Source organism: Flavobacterium sp. NRK F7, assembly GCF_024054195.1.
Classification (GTDB): Bacteria; Bacteroidota; Bacteroidia; order Flavobacteriales; family Flavobacteriaceae; genus Flavobacterium.
The window spans coordinates 2,438,779-2,454,253 of record NZ_JAMXLB010000001.1; the positions used below are offsets into that span (position 1 = coordinate 2,438,779).

Here is a 15,475-nt window from a genome sequence, read left to right on the forward strand (position 1 = left end):
AAGAATTAAAAAAGATTTTATTTTTTTCTTATTCTCTTATTTTACCTAACATAATTCCTAAACCAACGCCATAATAGCTTCTGTCTTTGTTAATTTGTGCCATAGGTGAAACCGAAAGACCAAAATATTTAGAAACAGGGAACTCAATTTTTGGGCTTATTATTAGACTTATTGTATTATATTTATAATAATCATAGGTGTAATTTTCATCTAAATTAACTGTAGCATTATTGGGTATGTACTGCCAGTTTTCGGGTTCCTCAATTACAGTATATCCTATTCCTAAAGCTACGTTAGCTCTAATCGTTCCTTTTTGATTTAAATTATAAATTTTACCCAATTCTACTCTGTAAGTGGAAAGATAATCAAAAGGATAAGAAAACGATAAAAAACCTAATCCTTTACTGTAATCGTCTGGTTTGGATTTTGGATCTCTTATATTTCTAGTATAACCCACTTTTAAGGAATATGTATTTTGGATAACATAATTTAACGTCCAATCGAGTCCAAAATAGTTTCCAAGATTTACTTCAGATGAGGCATAATATGTATTTGCAGTTACATTTTGTGCTTTTACTGAAGAAAAAGTTAGCACTAAGAAAAGGAGTAAAAAATAATTTTTCATGATTAGAATACAAAAAGTTTATTTAGAGATTAAGGTTAATGAAGAAAGGTTGCGTAGAGTAGCGTTTTAAATTTGGAATTATAGTACCAAAATAAAACATATTTAGTAAAATGAAACAATATACTTTTAAAAATTAATTTTTTCTTACTAACACCACACCGTTAGGAATTATAGCGATTAAAAGACAAGTGCTTATAATGATGCCATAATTGATATCGTTCCAATGCAAATTTCGAATACCGTGCTTGCAGGCAGTACATTCTGCAATTTTTAAATGCGCATCTAATGCCGAAACAGCAATGAGAAGAAGTCCAAAGAGTAGGAGAGTAACACTAATATTTAGAAAGGCTTGTTTCAATTTGATGGAGTAGTTTTCAAGAACGAGAACCACAAATACAAACCCGAAAGAGATATAATACAACTCATTCAAATAAAAATAAAAATCTTTACCCACAAAATGAATTTTATGAGCCGTAGACCAAACAAATATGGTTTGAATACTATTTCTTAAATAACGCTCTACAAGAAAAGCCGCCACTATTCCCAAAAAAAAGGCAGAGAGAGATAAAATGATTTTTTTTGTCATAATACTTCTTTTTTTTGAAAATTATCTTTCATACAAAATTAACATAGGTACATTTTTGCATGAATTTAGATATTAATTTAATTTCAAAAATTGTATTACGCAACAAATGTTAAAATTTTAACATTTATATACTGATTTTTCACAAAAAAATGGAATAAACAATTAAAAATAGGCAAATAAAAAGAGATTTTACCTTTATAGCTCTTTTGAACTGATATTTAACACCTTTTAACTGTTTTTTTTAATTAGAGTTTAAAAAACAGAAACTTAAGGTCTAGCTTTTATAGTTGCTTATTTAAAATATTTTCTGTGCCCCATTTTTCCATAGCGGCAAGCACAGGTGCCATACTTTTCCCTAATTCAGATAGCGAATATTCAACGCGTGGTGGAGTCTCATTAAATTGTTCTCTAATAATTAATTGATCTTGTTCCAACTCTTTAAGCTGATCTGTAAGAACTTTTCTGGAAATAGTAGGTATTCGGGTTGCAATTTCACCAAATCGTCTCGTATCCGAACGCAAACAATATAATATAATGGGTTTCCATTTTCCGCCAATTAAGGCTACCATCGCACTTACCGGACATTGATTTTGGGTTGCTTTTTCTTCTTTAGTTACCATTACGTTACCACTATTTTTACAGTTACCAAGAGGTAACTGGTTACTTTTTAAAACTTTTATTAGTTACTTTGTGTAACAAAAGTAAAGTAATAATTTATAAATACAAAAAAAATGATTTTAATAACAGGAGCAACGGGTAATTTTGGAAGCGCAACCCTTAATTTTTTAGTAGAGAAAGGGATTCAACCCAATAAAATTAAAGCCTTAGTACGTAATGAAGCATCGGCTACTGCCTTACTAGAAAGAGGTATCGGTATTGCAATAGGTAGTTATGATGATTATACCTCACTTATGAAAGCATTTAGAGGTGTAGACCAACTCTTGCTTGTATCGGGTAATGATATTGAAAACCGTCTGCAACAACATGTAAATGTAATTAATGCAGCAAAAGAAGTGGGTGTAAAACATATAGTGTATACTAGTTTTCAACGTAAAAATGAAACGCCCTCTTCACCGCTTTGGATGGTAGCGCATTCGCACCTAGAAACAGAAAAGGCATTAAAAGAAAGTGGTCTTACGTACACCATATTAAAAAACAATTTGTATATGGATTTCTTGCCCGGATTTATTGGCGAACACGTTTTAGAAAACAAGACCATTTATGTTCCCGCTGAAAATGGTACCATTAGTGCAGTGTTACGCAGTGAAATGGCGGAAGCAGTAGCCATTATTTTGACTACGAAAGGACATGAAAATAAAGAATATGATTTTACCAATACTGAAGCATTGTCCTATAACGAAATCGCAAAAATTATTTCTGAAACTTCGGGTAAAAGTATTGCTTATGTTTCACCATCTGCAGCAGAATATCAAACCACTTTAAAAGGATTGGGTCTACCTGATGAAGCCGTTGGAGTATTCACAAGCTTTGCGGTAGGTCAGGCAGAAGGAGAACTTGAAAAAGTAAGTACCGATTTAGAAAATATACTACAAAGAAAACCTGTATCGGTTCGAAGCTTTCTAGAAAAAACATACGTTTCTTAATTTTAATTTAATCCTTTTTATACTATTTGAACTAAGTATGGGGGTACCCATGCTTGGTTTTTTTTTTATAAAAACCTTACTTCCAAAATATTGTTTTTTATAGGTTTCAAACGCGTTTTGTAAGGTGTTTGTAGCGAAAAAGTATAGGTTTTATGCTACTTTACCGAAGCTTTTCCGAACAACATCCGAACAAAACCCTTAAAAAGGCCCTTTAAACACGTCAGTATACATCAAAATAGGTCAAAACCCGTCAAAACAAATCAAAACCAGTCATAGCCTCATTTTTTAATGCTTTTGGCAAAGTTGTTGAACCTATTCTTATACTTAGCTAAGGAAAATATAAAGCGTACTACGATTAGAATCATACCATTAAGTTGCTGATTGTAGTCCACTTTAGAAACAAAAAAACAATTAGAAAAATTTAAAAAATTAAAATTATGGGAACATACAACAAAGGCATTATTGGTGCCTTCTCAGGAAAAGTAGGTCCAGTGGTAGGCGCAAGCTGTAGAGGTAAAGAAATTTTACGTAGTTTACCTAAAAAGAGTAACAGAATAGCAACACCAGAACAAGCGTTGCACCGTATGAAATTTACGGCTGTTATCTCTTTTTAAAACCCAATTCATCCTATTATTAGTCGTTATTATGGCAATAATCAAGGAGAAAAATCAAGGATTAATCGGGCCATGTCTTATCATATGAAAGAAGTAGTGCAGTATGCTGATCCAGAGTATACTTTTGCTTACAATAAGGTACAAGTATCTAAAGGCTATTTGCCAGGCATAGAAGGCGGTTCGGTTGCTTCGTCTATTGCCAATACACTTACTTTTAGTTGGACTGACAATTCAGGTCAAGGGGAAGCTCAAGCTACTGATGCATTAGTCGTAGCGGTTTATGAACCTTTAAGCAAACAATGGGTGTATTCTTTATCCATAGCGAATAGAAATACCACTACAGGTACTTTAGTATTGCCACCCACATTCAGCGGTACGACAGTAGAAGTGTGGGTTTTGTTTGCTTCGGTAGATGAAAAAAAGTACGCCACAAGTACCTATTTAGGAAACGTACTTGTAAGTTAATTTATTTATAAACTAAAAAAAGAATAGTTTAAAAGTGCAATATCAAGGTATTGCACTTTTTTCATAACAGTAGGACTTATACAAAATTAATTTCAATTTTAAATTAGTAAAAGCTGTAAATTATCATATTTTTAACATGTTTTTACTGAATTATGGAATGATTTTGGATGTAATTCTAGTTCAATAAACAAACAAAAATGAAAAAACAAATTGATCACTTAAAGAAAGAAGTTTCTTATCTTAAAACTTTAATTTTAGAGCTCTTACCCACAAAAGAAGAAGAATGGTTAGACAGCGCAGATATTAAGCAACGGTTTAATTTTAGCGAAAGTAAATTATACCGATTGCGAAAAAACAATGCCATTCCACACACTAAAATAGGAGGCAGGTACCATTATCCTAAGAGCTTTTTCAATCAGTATTTAATGAAGAAAATAGAAGCCTAAATTTTAAAAAGGGATTACAAAACTAAAATTTTGCAATCCCTTTTATCATTTTTATTTATAAACTCAAGAAGTCTATTATTGATGCATTTCTAGATTTTCAAAATAGTCATCTAAATTAGAAAGTGCCATTGTAAAGCCTTCTTTAAAGCCCATTGCGATTATTTTTTCTAAATCTTCCAAACTTTCATATTGCGCTACGACACTTACTAGAGTGGTATTATTATCGGTGTTTTCTGTAAAAGTATTGGTCCATTTGGTGCGAGGCATTTCGGCAGAAGTAGTGCCTTCTTCGTCACAAAAAGCATCTAAACCAGTATAACTATGTAAAGGTTCAATTTTCAAATAGTCATTTTTACACCAATGATATTCATTTTCAGGGCTTTTCATAGCATACAACCAAGTACCACCTTCTCTAAAATCCATCGATTTTGTGATGGTTTGATACGGTTTTGGTGCCCACCATTGGTCTAAAATTTCAGGTTTTGTCCAAGCATTCCAAGTATGAGAAAGACTGGCATTAAACTCTCTTTTTACTAGTACCGTATGATTTTCTTTGTTGATTGTAAAATCAAATACTAAATGCGTTTTCATAATTGTTATTTTTGTGGATTGGTCTTTTTTAATTGCTCTAAAACCTGATCCAATTGGTTAAAACGTGTTTCCCAAATTTTTCGATATTGGGCTAACCATTGGTCAATTTCTTTCATTTTTTCAATTTGTAAAGAATAATAGATTTCTCTCCCTTTTTGTTCTTGGGTAACCAAATCACATTCGCTCAAAATACGCAAATGCTTTGAAACCGCTTGACGCGTAGCTTCAAAATGATCGGCAATAGCATTAGGAGTCATGGCATTCACCGCAATTAAGGATATAATAGCTCTACGCGTGGGATCGGCAATCGCTTGAAAAACATCACGTCTCATAAAAGGCATTGTTTAATAGTGAAACTAATTAGTTGCAAATATAAGTGCAACTAATTGGTTTCACAAGTTTTTTACTATTTTTTTTAATTTTTAAAAAGGAGTTGGGATGCCCCAATACTAAAAAGGTTCTATAAAAAACAAATTTTATTCATAAAGATTTAAGCGTGTCTTTAATAGTTTTACTTCAGAGGTGAGTTGGTTCATCTTATGCAATAAATCTAAAATAACTGCTATACCTTCTTTATTGATATTTAAATCATTATGCATACGAATAATTTTTTCTACGCGTACCAATTCTTCTCGATGAAAGTATTTTGTATCGTTGTAAACAACCGTATGTATCAATCCAAAATCTTCTAATTCCTCTATGAAATGAGTTTCAATTTGGCATTCTTCACAAAATAGGTCTATAATAATTAAGTCTTGTGTATCCATGAGGTTTATTGTTTTGCTAATTGTTCAAATAATTCTCTTTCTTTATCCGAAAGTCTAGTAGGAATGGCAATAGCGTAGGTCACATATAAATCACCAAAACTGCCTTCTTGTTTGTAAATTGGAAACCCTTTTCCTTTTAAACGTACTTTAGTTCCGTTTTGCGTGCCTGGTATAACCTTTAATTTCAATTGTGTGCCATTGAAATCGGTAAGGGTAGTTTCACCACCTAAAACGGCCGTGTATAAATCGAGATTGTGATTCAGATACAAATCAGCTCCATCTCTTTTAAACGGTGTATCATTGGTAATGGAAAAAGTAATATACAAATCTCCTTTCGGCCCCTTATTTATGCCTTCGCCACCATAGCCTTTTATTTTTATGGTTTGACCGTCTTCAATACCAGCAGGAATGGTAATTCGAATACTATTCCCATTTACATTAAAAGTTTGTTTGTGAGTGGTAGCGGCTTGTTTTATATCGAGTTGAAGTGAAGCATTAAAATCTTGTCCTCTAAATTGAGCGCTACTTCTTCCTGAGCCACTGGATTGTCTTCCAAACATAGAAGAAAAAAAATCTGAAAAATCTTCACCTCCAAAATCTGCAGTAGTGCGATGACCCGAGTCATTGGAATAGTGTTGTTGTTGTCTTTGCTGCTGCTGGTACTTTTCATATTCTTCTCCATGTTCCCAATCCTTGCCGTATTTGTCGTATTTTTTACGTTTTTCAGGATTACTCAACACTTCATTGGCCTCATTAATTTGTTGAAATTTAATTTTAGCATTGGCATCGTTAGGATTTACATCGGGATGCCATTTACGAGCGAGTTTGCGGTAGGCTTTTTTAATATCTTCAAGAGAAGCATTTTTATCTATTTCTAGAATTTTGTAGTAATCGATAAATTCCATAAAATGCTATATAATTTGTTAGTTTATGTATGTTATTTGATACGTAAATTTACAAATAATTGGAATATTGATTTTATGATATCTATCAGGATTTTTATAGAATTATAACATGAAGCTATTTTTTTAACAATCGTATTAAAAATGCTCTACCGTTGCCTTTTTCCAAAAATAGTCAAATTCCTCAGGAATATTATTTTCATCCAAAAGACGTCCTTTTACAATTTCAGGATATAGTTGAGAAAAAGTAGCCACTTTATTACTATCTATTCGAGTGGTAACACAATCTCGAGTTACATCATCTGGATGCGCAATTCCTGCAGAAGCCATTAAATCTACTGCACTTTTTACCGTTTCTTTTTGATAGCGCGCTACACGAACACTCTTTTCTTCAGGAACCAAACCTTTGGTCAATCTAGGATCTTGAGTGGCTACACCTGTGGGACACGTATTTGCATGACATTCTAAAGCCTGAATACACCCTAGAGCAAACATCATTCCGCGAGCAGAATTGCATAAATCGGCACCAATTGACAAATTACGAATAATATCAAATCCCGAAATAACCTTACCACTCGCAATAATTTTAATTTCGTGTTTCAAACCGAAACCATTTAAGCAATCGTAAACAAAAGCTAATGCATCTCGAAGAGGCATTCCTACATGATCCGAATATTCAGGAGGAGCAGCACCAGTACCACCTTCACCACCATCTACGGTAATGAAATCAAAATAGGTTTTGGTACTCACCATAGCTTTACAAATCGCTATAAATTCCGATTTATTTCCAATACAAATTTTCATTCCTATGGGTTTTCCACCTGATTTTTCTCTCAATAATTGCACAAAATCCATTAATTGAAGTGGTGTTTTAAAAGCCGAATGCGAAGGTGGTGAAATAATATCATGCCCCTTATCAACCAAGCGAATGGAGGCAATTTCATCAGTTACTTTTTCCTTTGGTAAAATACCACCATGACCTGGTTTGGCTCCTTGTGAAAATTTTATTTCTATCATTTTTACTTGTTCCAAAGTGGCTCTCTTTTCAAATTGATCCACGTTAAAAGTACCGTCATTATTCCTACAACTAAAATAACCGGTACCAATATTCCAAACAACATCACCCCCTTCTAGATGATAAGGAGAAAGGCCTCCTTCACCTGTATTATGGTAAAAACCACCTTCTTTAGCACCCTGATTTAAAGCTACTATGGCATTTTTACTTAAACTGCCATAACTCATAGCACTAATATTAAAAATACTCGCAAAATAAGGTTGGCTACACTGTGAAGAACCAATTTTTACTCTCGGATTATGATTCAACTGTTCAAAAGGAATGGCATTGATACTATGATTAATCCATTCATACCCTTCAGAATAGGTGTTTAATTGGGTTCCAAAAGGTTTAGCATCTGTTTCTTTTTTACTTCTAGAATACACCATACTGCGTTGCAAACGGTTAAAAGGTTTTCCTTCGGTATCGGTTTCAATAAAATATTGACGCATTTCTGGACCTAAATCTTCCAATAAATAACGCATTCTACCTAACAAAGGAAAATTACGTTTTATGGTATGCTTAGACTGATACATATCGTACAATCCCATAAGAATTAAAGGGATAAAAATTGCTAGTAATAAACTGAATTTCCAATCTATATAGATTAAGATAGCCGTAATAGCTATAACCGTAAAACTGATAACAAGGAAAGCTTTTCTCATGTGTATGGTCTTTTATAGTAGTGGTTCAAAAGTAAGTTTTTTTGATTGTTTTAGCAGATGTAAAGGTTATTTTTTTTACTAAAAATGAGTTAAACAATTCACTTTAAAATACTTATAAATGGTGATTTTTAATGTATTGAAAGAGATTATTTTTGACATCTAAATCATAAGAAACTATTGATTGTTAATGAAAAATGTAACATTATCAATTTTTTAATGTCCTATAACTAGCAATTATCAATCAAAAAATCAAACATCATGAAGTATTTTAAAATAATAGCGATAGTCTTTGCATTTGTAAGTTGCTATGCGCAAGACAAACAAGTTTTACTTAAAAAAGAAGCCTTTACAGATTTTTCAAAATTGCCTGTTTATTCTAGATTAACCGAAAAAGAAAATGGAAAAACAGTTTGGAAAAAGAAGTATCAATATCTGGATAGTATTACAATTTATACGATTCAATACCTAAGTGATGGATTGAAGGTCAACGGTTTATTGATTACTCCAAAAACAACATCCAAAGTACCGTGTATTATTTTTAATAGAGGAGGAAATCAAGATTATGGAGCCTTAAATATGATGGCAGCTTTGCATTTGGGAAAGATAGCCAATGAAGGATATGCGGTTATTGCGAGTCAGTATCGAGGCAATGCAGGAGGAGAAGGAAAAGAAGAATTTGGAGGAAAAGATGTAAACGATGTGTTACAATTAATTCCTGTTTTGGCAGAAGAAAAGGTTGCAGATACTTCTAAAATAGGAATGTATGGTTGGAGTAGAGGCGGTATGATGACATATATAGCTTTAACCAAAACCAATAAAATTAAAGCAGCTGTTGTAGGTGGTGCCTTAGCGGATATGGAAGAGGCTATTAAAGATAGACCCGAAATGGAAAGCCAATTACTTGCCGAATTAGTTCCAAATTATAAAGGAAATGAAGCTGAAGAAATAAAAAAACGTTCGGCTATACAATGGGTCGATCAATTTTCAAAAAAAGTGCCTATTTTATTGCTGCATGGAAATTCGGATTGGCGTGTAAAACCGGAACAAACCTTACGAATGGCATTAGCTTTTACAGAATATCGTATTCCTTATCGACTCATTATCTTTGAAGGAGCAGATCATGGAATTAATGAGTTTAGAGAAGAAGTGAACGATGCCGTTTTAGATTGGTTTGATAAATATTTAAAAGGCAATGCTAGTTTACCTAACATGGACTATCATGGAGATTAATATAAAAAGGCTTTGATTCACTCAAAGCCTTTTTATTTAGAAGTCTAATTCAGTTGCTTCTTTATATTTATAATGATTCGGATTTGCTAAAATTTTTGTTTTCATATCTAAAGCCTTCTCTTTTTGATTGGTCTTTAAATACAATAATAATTGGTACCAGTACCCTTTAGAATATTCCTCAGAAGTTGTTAAAGAGGCTAATTTTTGAAAGGTTGCAATGGCTTTTTCATTTTCATTTAATTGGTCATAAGAAGCCCCTAAATAGAGTAGCGCAAAAGGATACCATTTATCTTCAGGCTCAATTATAGCTAGCGTAGCAACTGCATTTTTATATTCTTTATTTTTAAAAAAGATTTCTCCTTTCTCAAATAGCTCTTCAGGATCCCCTTTTACAGTAAAAGAAGGCAATTCTTCCCAATTCACATAATTTTCATAATAATTAGGTAGGTCTTTTGGTTTATTAAAGATAAAAAACAAGCCTATTAACACTACAAGCGAAGCAGCTACAGAATAGAGCCAATTTACAGTTTTCTTTCTTTTGAAACGAACAGTTGTAAGGGGTTGTTGATTTTTACCAATAGCTCTTATTTTTTGAGATAATTTGACATAATTTTCCTCACGCAATTTCTTTTTCATTAGAGCCAATTCCTTTGGATACGAAGAATTAGCTAAAGAAACTTGTTTTTGTTCGTGTATTGCTAAGAGTTGCTGATGTATAACGATTTCTTCTTGAAGGTTTTCTTCGGTAGCAATCCTTTTCTCAAAAGCTTTTTTTTCTGTTTCACTTAAAGTACCTCTAAGGTATTGATCAATTAAATCTAGTGTATCTATATCCATATTAAGCTCCCCATTTGATTATTTTTTGAAACTCTTTGTCATTTTTTATCAATTCCATTAATTTAGAACGACATTTAAAAACCCTTTGTCTTACCGTGTTCACCGTTGCATATGCATTTGCTAGCGTAATTTCTTCATAGCTTAATCCATTAAAATAACTGCTTAAGATGTCTTTACAATTTTCTGATAAAAGACTAAATTTAGCAATGTAAAATTCAAAACATTGTTGTTCTAAAATAAAAGCACTTAAATTCGTTTCTTTTTCTTCTAGTGTCAAAACATCTGTTTGTATTACCTTGTTTTTTAAGTTTTTTTTCCAAATATTTTTGCAAATCACAAAAAGGTATGCTTCAAAAGAAAGTATCACACTTCTTTTTTCTTTTTGAGTTACAATAATATACATTAGTGCATCGTGAAAAACATCTAATGCATCATCTTCATTACCTTTATTAAATAAAATAAAAGCCAAGACCTTAGGATATATTTTCTTATAAATCTCATTTATAATTTGGTCTTCACCTTGAATGAGTGCCTGAATATAACGTTCAGTGTTTTCCATCTATGATTGGTCTAAAACGAGTTATCTTTTGTAAAAATCTTTTGAAATGATATGTAATTTTAAGGATTGGGCACTTTAAAATAGATATTTCAATAATGGGAGTAAAAATACATATTTTTTTACATTGTAGTTTCTGTTTCTAAATTAGCTATCCATAGTATTTTTGAAATGCTTATTTTTAATTTACAAATTTGGGTAATAAAATGTAAGAATACATACTATATTAAAAATTAAAAAAATAAACCATGAAAAAATTTAAAAAGACCAGTTATTTATGTCTGCTTCTCCTTGTTTTATTTTCTTGTACCAATGAAGCTACTTATGATCAAAATTTTTCTAACGAAAATTTAAAGAGTAATGAGACAAATAATGTAAATAGACTGATGTCAAGAACTGCTTTACCTAGGTATTCTAATGATAAACTTATTGTAAGGTTTGCGCCAGGTGTGGCAGACAGTATTAAAGCCGATTTAAGAGACATTCACGGTGTAACCAACTTTAAACTCTGTGAACATTGTAGTGATGATACGATTGAACTTTGGATGTTTGGGAATGGCATTAATATTGAACCAAAAAAATCGGCTATTGAACAAGGAAGCGGTGGTGGAGTTGAAGCCATTGTAGATGTTGATTATGAGTTTACCTTTGGTATCGATTTAAATAATCCTGATTTAGGCACTGCTAATGATTATAATTATCATTCGTATATTAAATCAGTAAACGACGGTGTTACTATTGCTGTTTTAGATACGGGTATTGCACCTACAATTGGTGGAGCTGATAATGCAGTTTTTACGACACCATTTCTTTATAATGCAGATGGAGATGGCAATCCTTCGATTCTTTCTGGATGGGATTTTGTCAATCATGATCACAACACTTTTGATGATAATAATGGGCGTCATGGAACTGTAGTTTCTTCTATAATTACAAGTATTTTAAATGAAAGCGCTTCTGCTATTCCACATCAAATTATGCCTTTGAAAGTTTGTGATCAATATGGAAAAGCGAGTTATTTTGATTTTCTATGTGCTACAAATTTTGGTCTTGAGCATGCCGACATTTTACAAATGAGTTTAGGTTGGTATGATGATGGATTTGGTGATTTTTTAAATACTATAATTTCATCTTTAATTAATGAAAATCCAGAAGTAATAATTGTTACTTCAGCCGGAAATCAGCAAAATAACAATGATATTTTACCTCATTATCCTTCGGGTTATACCCATGATAATATTATTGCCGTTGCAGCAGCGAATAAGTATGCCAATGAAACTATTTATTTTGGCACATCTAATATTGCCAATTTTTCTAATTATGGATTAGAAAGTGTAGATGTTTTTTCAAGAGGAGAAAATATTCCATTTCTAGGTTATGGAATGAGCGGAACATCCTTTGCGGCACCATTTGTAACAGGAGTAATTGCAAGAAATAAATATGAACATCCAGGATTGAGTACAGCTGAATTATTATTTCAGGTAATTAATTCAGGGATTGTTTGTCCGACAAGTTTTGATACCGCTAAGAAAGTGAAATTTAATAAAATTATTCTTCCTTAGATTTAAACTCATTTAAAAAAACAAGCAAAAAATATGAAGTAGAATCCTAATTTTTGCTTGTTTTTTTATATTTTCATGGCAAAAAATGTCATGTCTCTTTTTGTAAAATGCTTTTGTTGCATTCTATTGTTTACTGTTTCAGCTGCTTTTTCTCAAGAACATTTAGCGCTTCAAATTGATGCCATTCTACAGCAAGATAAAAATGTGAAGCAAATGAATAATGGAGTCGTTTTAGAACAGCTTTTAGAACTATTATCCCATCAAGAAAAAAGAAGTGTCACAGCTGAAATGGGGCAACTTTATGCAGCTATTGGAAAATATTATTATAAAACAAATTCCAATAATAAAGCCATTTTATACTTAAAGAAAGCAATAGATATCCAAAAAAAATACAAAAAGCATTCTTTAGAAGTTTTAAATAAAACTAGAAATAATTTAGCATGGATTTATTCTTACGAAGGTCTTGAAAAAAAACGTTATGAGGTGCTTCAGGAGATCCTTTCCGATAAAGGAAATGATAAATACACCTTTAATGCAGGAATTGATAGTGCTGTTATTGAAGCAAATACAGGTGATTTTTATTCAGGTTTGAGTAGGTTAAACCTATTACTAACAAAATTTAATGGCTATGATATCGATAAAGAGTTGCAATTGCGAATGGTAATTGTGGGTATCTATGGAAAAATGTATGAAAATGCCTTTCTTTCCAAAAAATCTTCAGATTTAGAAATTATTAAAAAGCATCAGGAACGAATTGAAAAAGAATTTGAAAGTAGCAATTTGCCTTATTCTTTTTTATATGCAGCATACAATAATATTGCAAACGTATACGAAGCCTTTGATAATGATAGCGAAGCATTAGAGTTGTACCAAAAAGTGGCCCTTTTTTATGCAAAAGAAGAAGCACTTTCGGAACAAGTAAGCGCTCTAAATAACATGGGGTATTTGTATGCTAAACAAGGAAAACATAAGGAAGCAACTACCTGTTATAAAAAAGTTTTGTCTCAATCAGTTGATAAAGTCCAAAAAGCTACTGCCTATGATAATATGGGGTATTTTTTACAAAATAATAGTGCATCAGAAAAATTGACCTACTTTCAAAAAGCAATACAAGTACTACTAGATAAACCTGAATCGGATTTTCAAATTCCTAACTTACAAACCATTAGAGACTCTAACTATGAGCAAGAAGCATTAATTTTTTTAGTGGATTTAGCGTTTCATTATGTAGCTACCTTTAAAGAGAGTAAAAAAACAGAATATTTGGATTTGGCAAAGGCAACACTGTATCGAATTGATGAATTGGTTTCTCTTTTACGATATGAAAGCAATTCGGAACAATCTAAATTATTTTGGATTGAAAAAGGAGTCAATACTTATTTGTTAGCAGTTGAAGTTTGCTACTTATTAAACCAACCCGATGACGCATTTTATTTTATGGAGAAAAATAAAGCATTATTACTTCAAGAAAATATCAAAAATTTACAAGCCAAGTTAGCTTTTGAAATTCCAAAAGAACTATTAGAAAAAGAATACAAATTGCATTATGAATGGATGGTTTTAGATAAACTGTTTCAACAAAACACAACAGATATATCTCTTCAAAAACAATTGACTTCAAAAGCAAATGAATTCAAACTATTTATGGATAAAATGCAACGAAATTATCCAAAATACGTGCAATTAAAAAAAGAAACGGAAACGATATCTTTAGAAAAAATAAAAGCTTTACACAATCATTCTAATACCTCTTTTATTACTTACATTTTAAATGATAAAGATGGGTATGGCATTTTTTATTCCGAACAAGAAACATATTTTTTTAAAATAAATAAGGTTTCTAATTTGCAAAAAAAAATACAGTCTTTAAAAGATTACCAAAAACAGTCTCTTTTAAATAAAGCTGTAATTGCAGATTATAGAAAAGTTGCATTTGAAGTGTTTAACGCTTTATTTCCTTTTAAAAATGCTGTAGAAAAAATTAATACTAAGAATCTTATTATTGTTCCAGATGATACTTTATTGAACTTTCCTTTTGAAGCATTAGTAGTAAGTGCTAACGATAAATTATCAGAAAGTTATTTAATTCAAAAAACAGCAATTTCTTATTTACAATCTTTTTCTGTTTTTGAAAGAATAAAGGTTAAAAAGAATAGTCCTTCTAAAAAAATATTATTTATGGCTCCCTCACAGTTTAAGGAAGCGAGTTTAGCACCATTGCAACTTTCAAATGAAATGATTGCAAAATTAAAGGGATATAATTCAACAACAATTTATACTGAAAATAATGCTTCCAAGATAAATTTTTATAATAATAGTGGGACTTATGAAATAATACATTTAAGCACGCATGCTGGAGTTGATTCTTTATCACATACACCTTGGATTTCTTTTCAAAATGAAAAAGTATCTTTATATGAACTGTATGGAATTGAAAATCAAGCAGAATTAGTGCTACTGGATGCTTGTAAAACTAATGAAGGCTTGTTTGCTTCTGGTGAAGGGATTATGAATTTATCGAGAGCTTTTTTTAATAACGGTTCCCAAAGTGTATTGGCATCCTTATGGAATGTAAATGAAAAATCAGGGAATGAAATTATTGAAAACTTTTACAACGAATTAGCATTAGGTCAGTCTAAATCAAAAGCATTACAATTGGCTAAAATAAAGTATTTAAAGAAACATCAATCGTATGAATCGTTACCTTATTATTGGGCATCTTTCACACTTACTGGAAGTACAAACCCAATTCATTTAGTTACAACCAATTATGTTGTTTATGCTTGTTTATTTATAGCTATTTTACTTGTTGGACTATTTATTTGGTTTAAAAAAAGAAAAAATAGGTAGTCTCAACACCATAACTACTACAATTGAACCCCAGCTTTTTAAAGACTGGGTTTTTTTTATATTTTTTTTGGGTAATGTTTTTTTATAGGGAACACTTATGAGTAGATCGATCAAAAGGTGT

17 protein-coding genes are annotated in these 15,475 nt (G+C 31.5%); 7 read left to right on the forward strand and 10 right to left on the reverse strand.

The annotated features are described in order from the left end of the window. Positions 1–28: 28 nt before the first annotated feature. From NHF47_RS11010 to NHF47_RS11020, 3 genes are all read right to left on the reverse strand, one after another. Entirely contained in the window at positions 29–625 is a 597-nt protein-coding gene (locus NHF47_RS11010; RefSeq protein ID WP_252764970.1) for a hypothetical protein, read from the reverse strand. A gap of 133 nt (positions 626–758) precedes the next feature. Beyond that, positions 759–1,211 carry a hypothetical protein gene (locus NHF47_RS11015; RefSeq protein ID WP_252764971.1) on the reverse strand — a complete coding sequence of 151 codons (453 nt, stop codon included), beginning with the start codon at positions 1,209–1,211 and terminating at the stop codon, positions 759–761. Positions 1,212–1,492: 281 nt separating this feature from the next. Continuing rightward, positions 1,493–1,831, reverse strand: a complete 339-nt coding sequence (locus NHF47_RS11020) for a helix-turn-helix domain-containing protein (RefSeq protein ID WP_252764972.1) — start codon at positions 1,829–1,831, stop codon at positions 1,493–1,495. Between the two features lie 111 nt (positions 1,832–1,942). Here NHF47_RS11020 and NHF47_RS11025 point away from each other — a divergent pair, with 111 nt between their 5' ends. The 4 genes from NHF47_RS11025 (at position 1,943) to NHF47_RS11040 (ending at position 4,340) form a co-directional block, all read left to right on the forward strand. Beyond that, positions 1,943–2,815, forward strand: coding sequence for an SDR family oxidoreductase (locus NHF47_RS11025; RefSeq protein ID WP_252764973.1), 873 nt, complete (start codon positions 1,943–1,945; stop codon positions 2,813–2,815). A 437-nt stretch (positions 2,816–3,252) separates the two neighbouring features. After that, positions 3,253–3,429: a hypothetical protein gene (locus NHF47_RS11030; RefSeq protein WP_252764974.1), complete on the forward strand. Its 177-nt coding sequence runs from the start codon at positions 3,253–3,255 to the stop codon at positions 3,427–3,429. A gap of 18 nt (positions 3,430–3,447) precedes the next feature. Continuing rightward, on the forward strand, positions 3,448–3,894 hold the full coding sequence (locus NHF47_RS11035; protein ID WP_308219274.1) for a DUF6266 family protein: 447 nt from the start codon (positions 3,448–3,450) through the stop codon (positions 3,892–3,894). Between the two features lie 197 nt (positions 3,895–4,091). After that, a complete protein-coding gene (locus tag NHF47_RS11040) occupies positions 4,092–4,340 on the forward strand; it encodes a helix-turn-helix domain-containing protein (RefSeq protein WP_252764976.1) in 249 nt (82 codons plus the stop codon). Between the two features lie 75 nt (positions 4,341–4,415). Here NHF47_RS11040 and NHF47_RS11045 read toward each other — a convergent pair whose 3' ends face one another. The 5 genes from NHF47_RS11045 to NHF47_RS11065 all read right to left on the reverse strand — a co-directional run bounded on the left by NHF47_RS11045 (position 4,416) and on the right by NHF47_RS11065 (position 8,319). Continuing rightward, on the reverse strand, positions 4,416–4,931 hold the full coding sequence (locus NHF47_RS11045; RefSeq protein WP_252764977.1) for an SRPBCC domain-containing protein: 516 nt from the start codon (positions 4,929–4,931) through the stop codon (positions 4,416–4,418). A gap of 5 nt (positions 4,932–4,936) precedes the next feature. Beyond that, positions 4,937–5,263, reverse strand: a complete 327-nt coding sequence (locus NHF47_RS11050) for a helix-turn-helix transcriptional regulator (RefSeq protein WP_140996632.1) — start codon at positions 5,261–5,263, stop codon at positions 4,937–4,939. A 144-nt stretch (positions 5,264–5,407) separates the two neighbouring features. After that, positions 5,408–5,698 carry a chaperone modulator CbpM gene (locus NHF47_RS11055; protein ID WP_252764978.1) on the reverse strand — a complete coding sequence of 97 codons (291 nt, stop codon included), beginning with the start codon at positions 5,696–5,698 and terminating at the stop codon, positions 5,408–5,410. 5 nt (positions 5,699–5,703) lie between these two features. Then, complete coding sequence (locus NHF47_RS11060; protein WP_252764979.1) at positions 5,704–6,603, reverse strand: DnaJ C-terminal domain-containing protein; 900 nt, start codon at positions 6,601–6,603, stop codon at positions 5,704–5,706. A 135-nt stretch (positions 6,604–6,738) separates the two neighbouring features. Then, positions 6,739–8,319 carry an FMN-binding glutamate synthase family protein gene (locus NHF47_RS11065; RefSeq protein WP_252764980.1) on the reverse strand — a complete coding sequence of 527 codons (1,581 nt, stop codon included), beginning with the start codon at positions 8,317–8,319 and terminating at the stop codon, positions 6,739–6,741. A gap of 258 nt (positions 8,320–8,577) precedes the next feature. Between NHF47_RS11065 and NHF47_RS11070 the strand changes: the two genes are divergently transcribed. After that, positions 8,578–9,549, forward strand: coding sequence for a S9 family peptidase (locus tag NHF47_RS11070; RefSeq protein ID WP_252764981.1), 972 nt, complete (start codon positions 8,578–8,580; stop codon positions 9,547–9,549). A gap of 36 nt (positions 9,550–9,585) precedes the next feature. Here NHF47_RS11070 and NHF47_RS11075 read toward each other — a convergent pair whose 3' ends face one another. Beyond that, positions 9,586–10,386 (reverse strand): tol-pal system YbgF family protein, encoded by an 801-nt coding sequence (locus NHF47_RS11075; RefSeq protein ID WP_252764982.1) that lies wholly within the window; start codon positions 10,384–10,386, stop codon positions 9,586–9,588. A gap of 1 nt (position 10,387) precedes the next feature. Continuing rightward, a complete protein-coding gene (locus tag NHF47_RS11080; RefSeq protein ID WP_252764983.1) occupies positions 10,388–10,945 on the reverse strand; it encodes an RNA polymerase sigma factor in 558 nt (185 codons plus the stop codon). A 245-nt stretch (positions 10,946–11,190) separates the two neighbouring features. On the opposite strand from NHF47_RS11080, the gene NHF47_RS11085 reads away from it, so the two are divergent. Both NHF47_RS11085 and NHF47_RS11090 read left to right on the forward strand, forming a co-directional pair. Further along, positions 11,191–12,504, forward strand: coding sequence for a S8 family serine peptidase (locus NHF47_RS11085; protein WP_252764984.1), 1,314 nt, complete (start codon positions 11,191–11,193; stop codon positions 12,502–12,504). A 90-nt stretch (positions 12,505–12,594) separates the two neighbouring features. Further along, the gene (locus NHF47_RS11090; protein ID WP_252764985.1) at positions 12,595–15,354 is read left to right on the forward strand and encodes a CHAT domain-containing protein; all 2,760 of its coding nucleotides are present in this window, start codon (positions 12,595–12,597) and stop codon (positions 15,352–15,354) included. The last annotated feature ends 121 nt before the right edge of the window (positions 15,355–15,475 follow it).

Bases quoted from the DNA above. Each gene is read 5' to 3' on its own strand.
- NHF47_RS11010 (WP_252764970.1), bottom strand. From the start codon at position 625: ATGAAAAATTATTTTTTACTCCTTTTCTTAGTGCTAACTTTTTCTTCA.
- NHF47_RS11015 (WP_252764971.1), bottom strand. From the start codon at position 1,211: ATGACAAAAAAAATCATTTTATCTCTCTCTGCCTTTTTTTTGGGAATA.
- NHF47_RS11020 (WP_252764972.1), bottom strand. From the start codon at position 1,831: ATGGTAACTAAAGAAGAAAAAGCAACCCAAAATCAATGTCCGGTAAGT.
- NHF47_RS11025 (WP_252764973.1), top strand. From the start codon at position 1,943: ATGATTTTAATAACAGGAGCAACGGGTAATTTTGGAAGCGCAACCCTT.
- NHF47_RS11030 (WP_252764974.1), top strand. From the start codon at position 3,253: ATGGGAACATACAACAAAGGCATTATTGGTGCCTTCTCAGGAAAAGTA.
- NHF47_RS11040 (WP_252764976.1), top strand. From the start codon at position 4,092: ATGAAAAAACAAATTGATCACTTAAAGAAAGAAGTTTCTTATCTTAAA.
- NHF47_RS11045 (WP_252764977.1), bottom strand. From the start codon at position 4,931: ATGAAAACGCATTTAGTATTTGATTTTACAATCAACAAAGAAAATCAT.
- NHF47_RS11050 (WP_140996632.1), bottom strand. From the start codon at position 5,263: ATGAGACGTGATGTTTTTCAAGCGATTGCCGATCCCACGCGTAGAGCT.
- NHF47_RS11055 (WP_252764978.1), bottom strand. From the start codon at position 5,698: ATGGATACACAAGACTTAATTATTATAGACCTATTTTGTGAAGAATGC.
- NHF47_RS11060 (WP_252764979.1), bottom strand. From the start codon at position 6,603: ATGGAATTTATCGATTACTACAAAATTCTAGAAATAGATAAAAATGCT.
- NHF47_RS11065 (WP_252764980.1), bottom strand. From the start codon at position 8,319: ATGAGAAAAGCTTTCCTTGTTATCAGTTTTACGGTTATAGCTATTACG.
- NHF47_RS11070 (WP_252764981.1), top strand. From the start codon at position 8,578: ATGAAGTATTTTAAAATAATAGCGATAGTCTTTGCATTTGTAAGTTGC.
- NHF47_RS11075 (WP_252764982.1), bottom strand. From the start codon at position 10,386: ATGGATATAGATACACTAGATTTAATTGATCAATACCTTAGAGGTACT.
- NHF47_RS11080 (WP_252764983.1), bottom strand. From the start codon at position 10,945: ATGGAAAACACTGAACGTTATATTCAGGCACTCATTCAAGGTGAAGAC.
- NHF47_RS11085 (WP_252764984.1), top strand. From the start codon at position 11,191: ATGAAAAAATTTAAAAAGACCAGTTATTTATGTCTGCTTCTCCTTGTT.
- NHF47_RS11090 (WP_252764985.1), top strand. From the start codon at position 12,595: ATGTCTCTTTTTGTAAAATGCTTTTGTTGCATTCTATTGTTTACTGTT.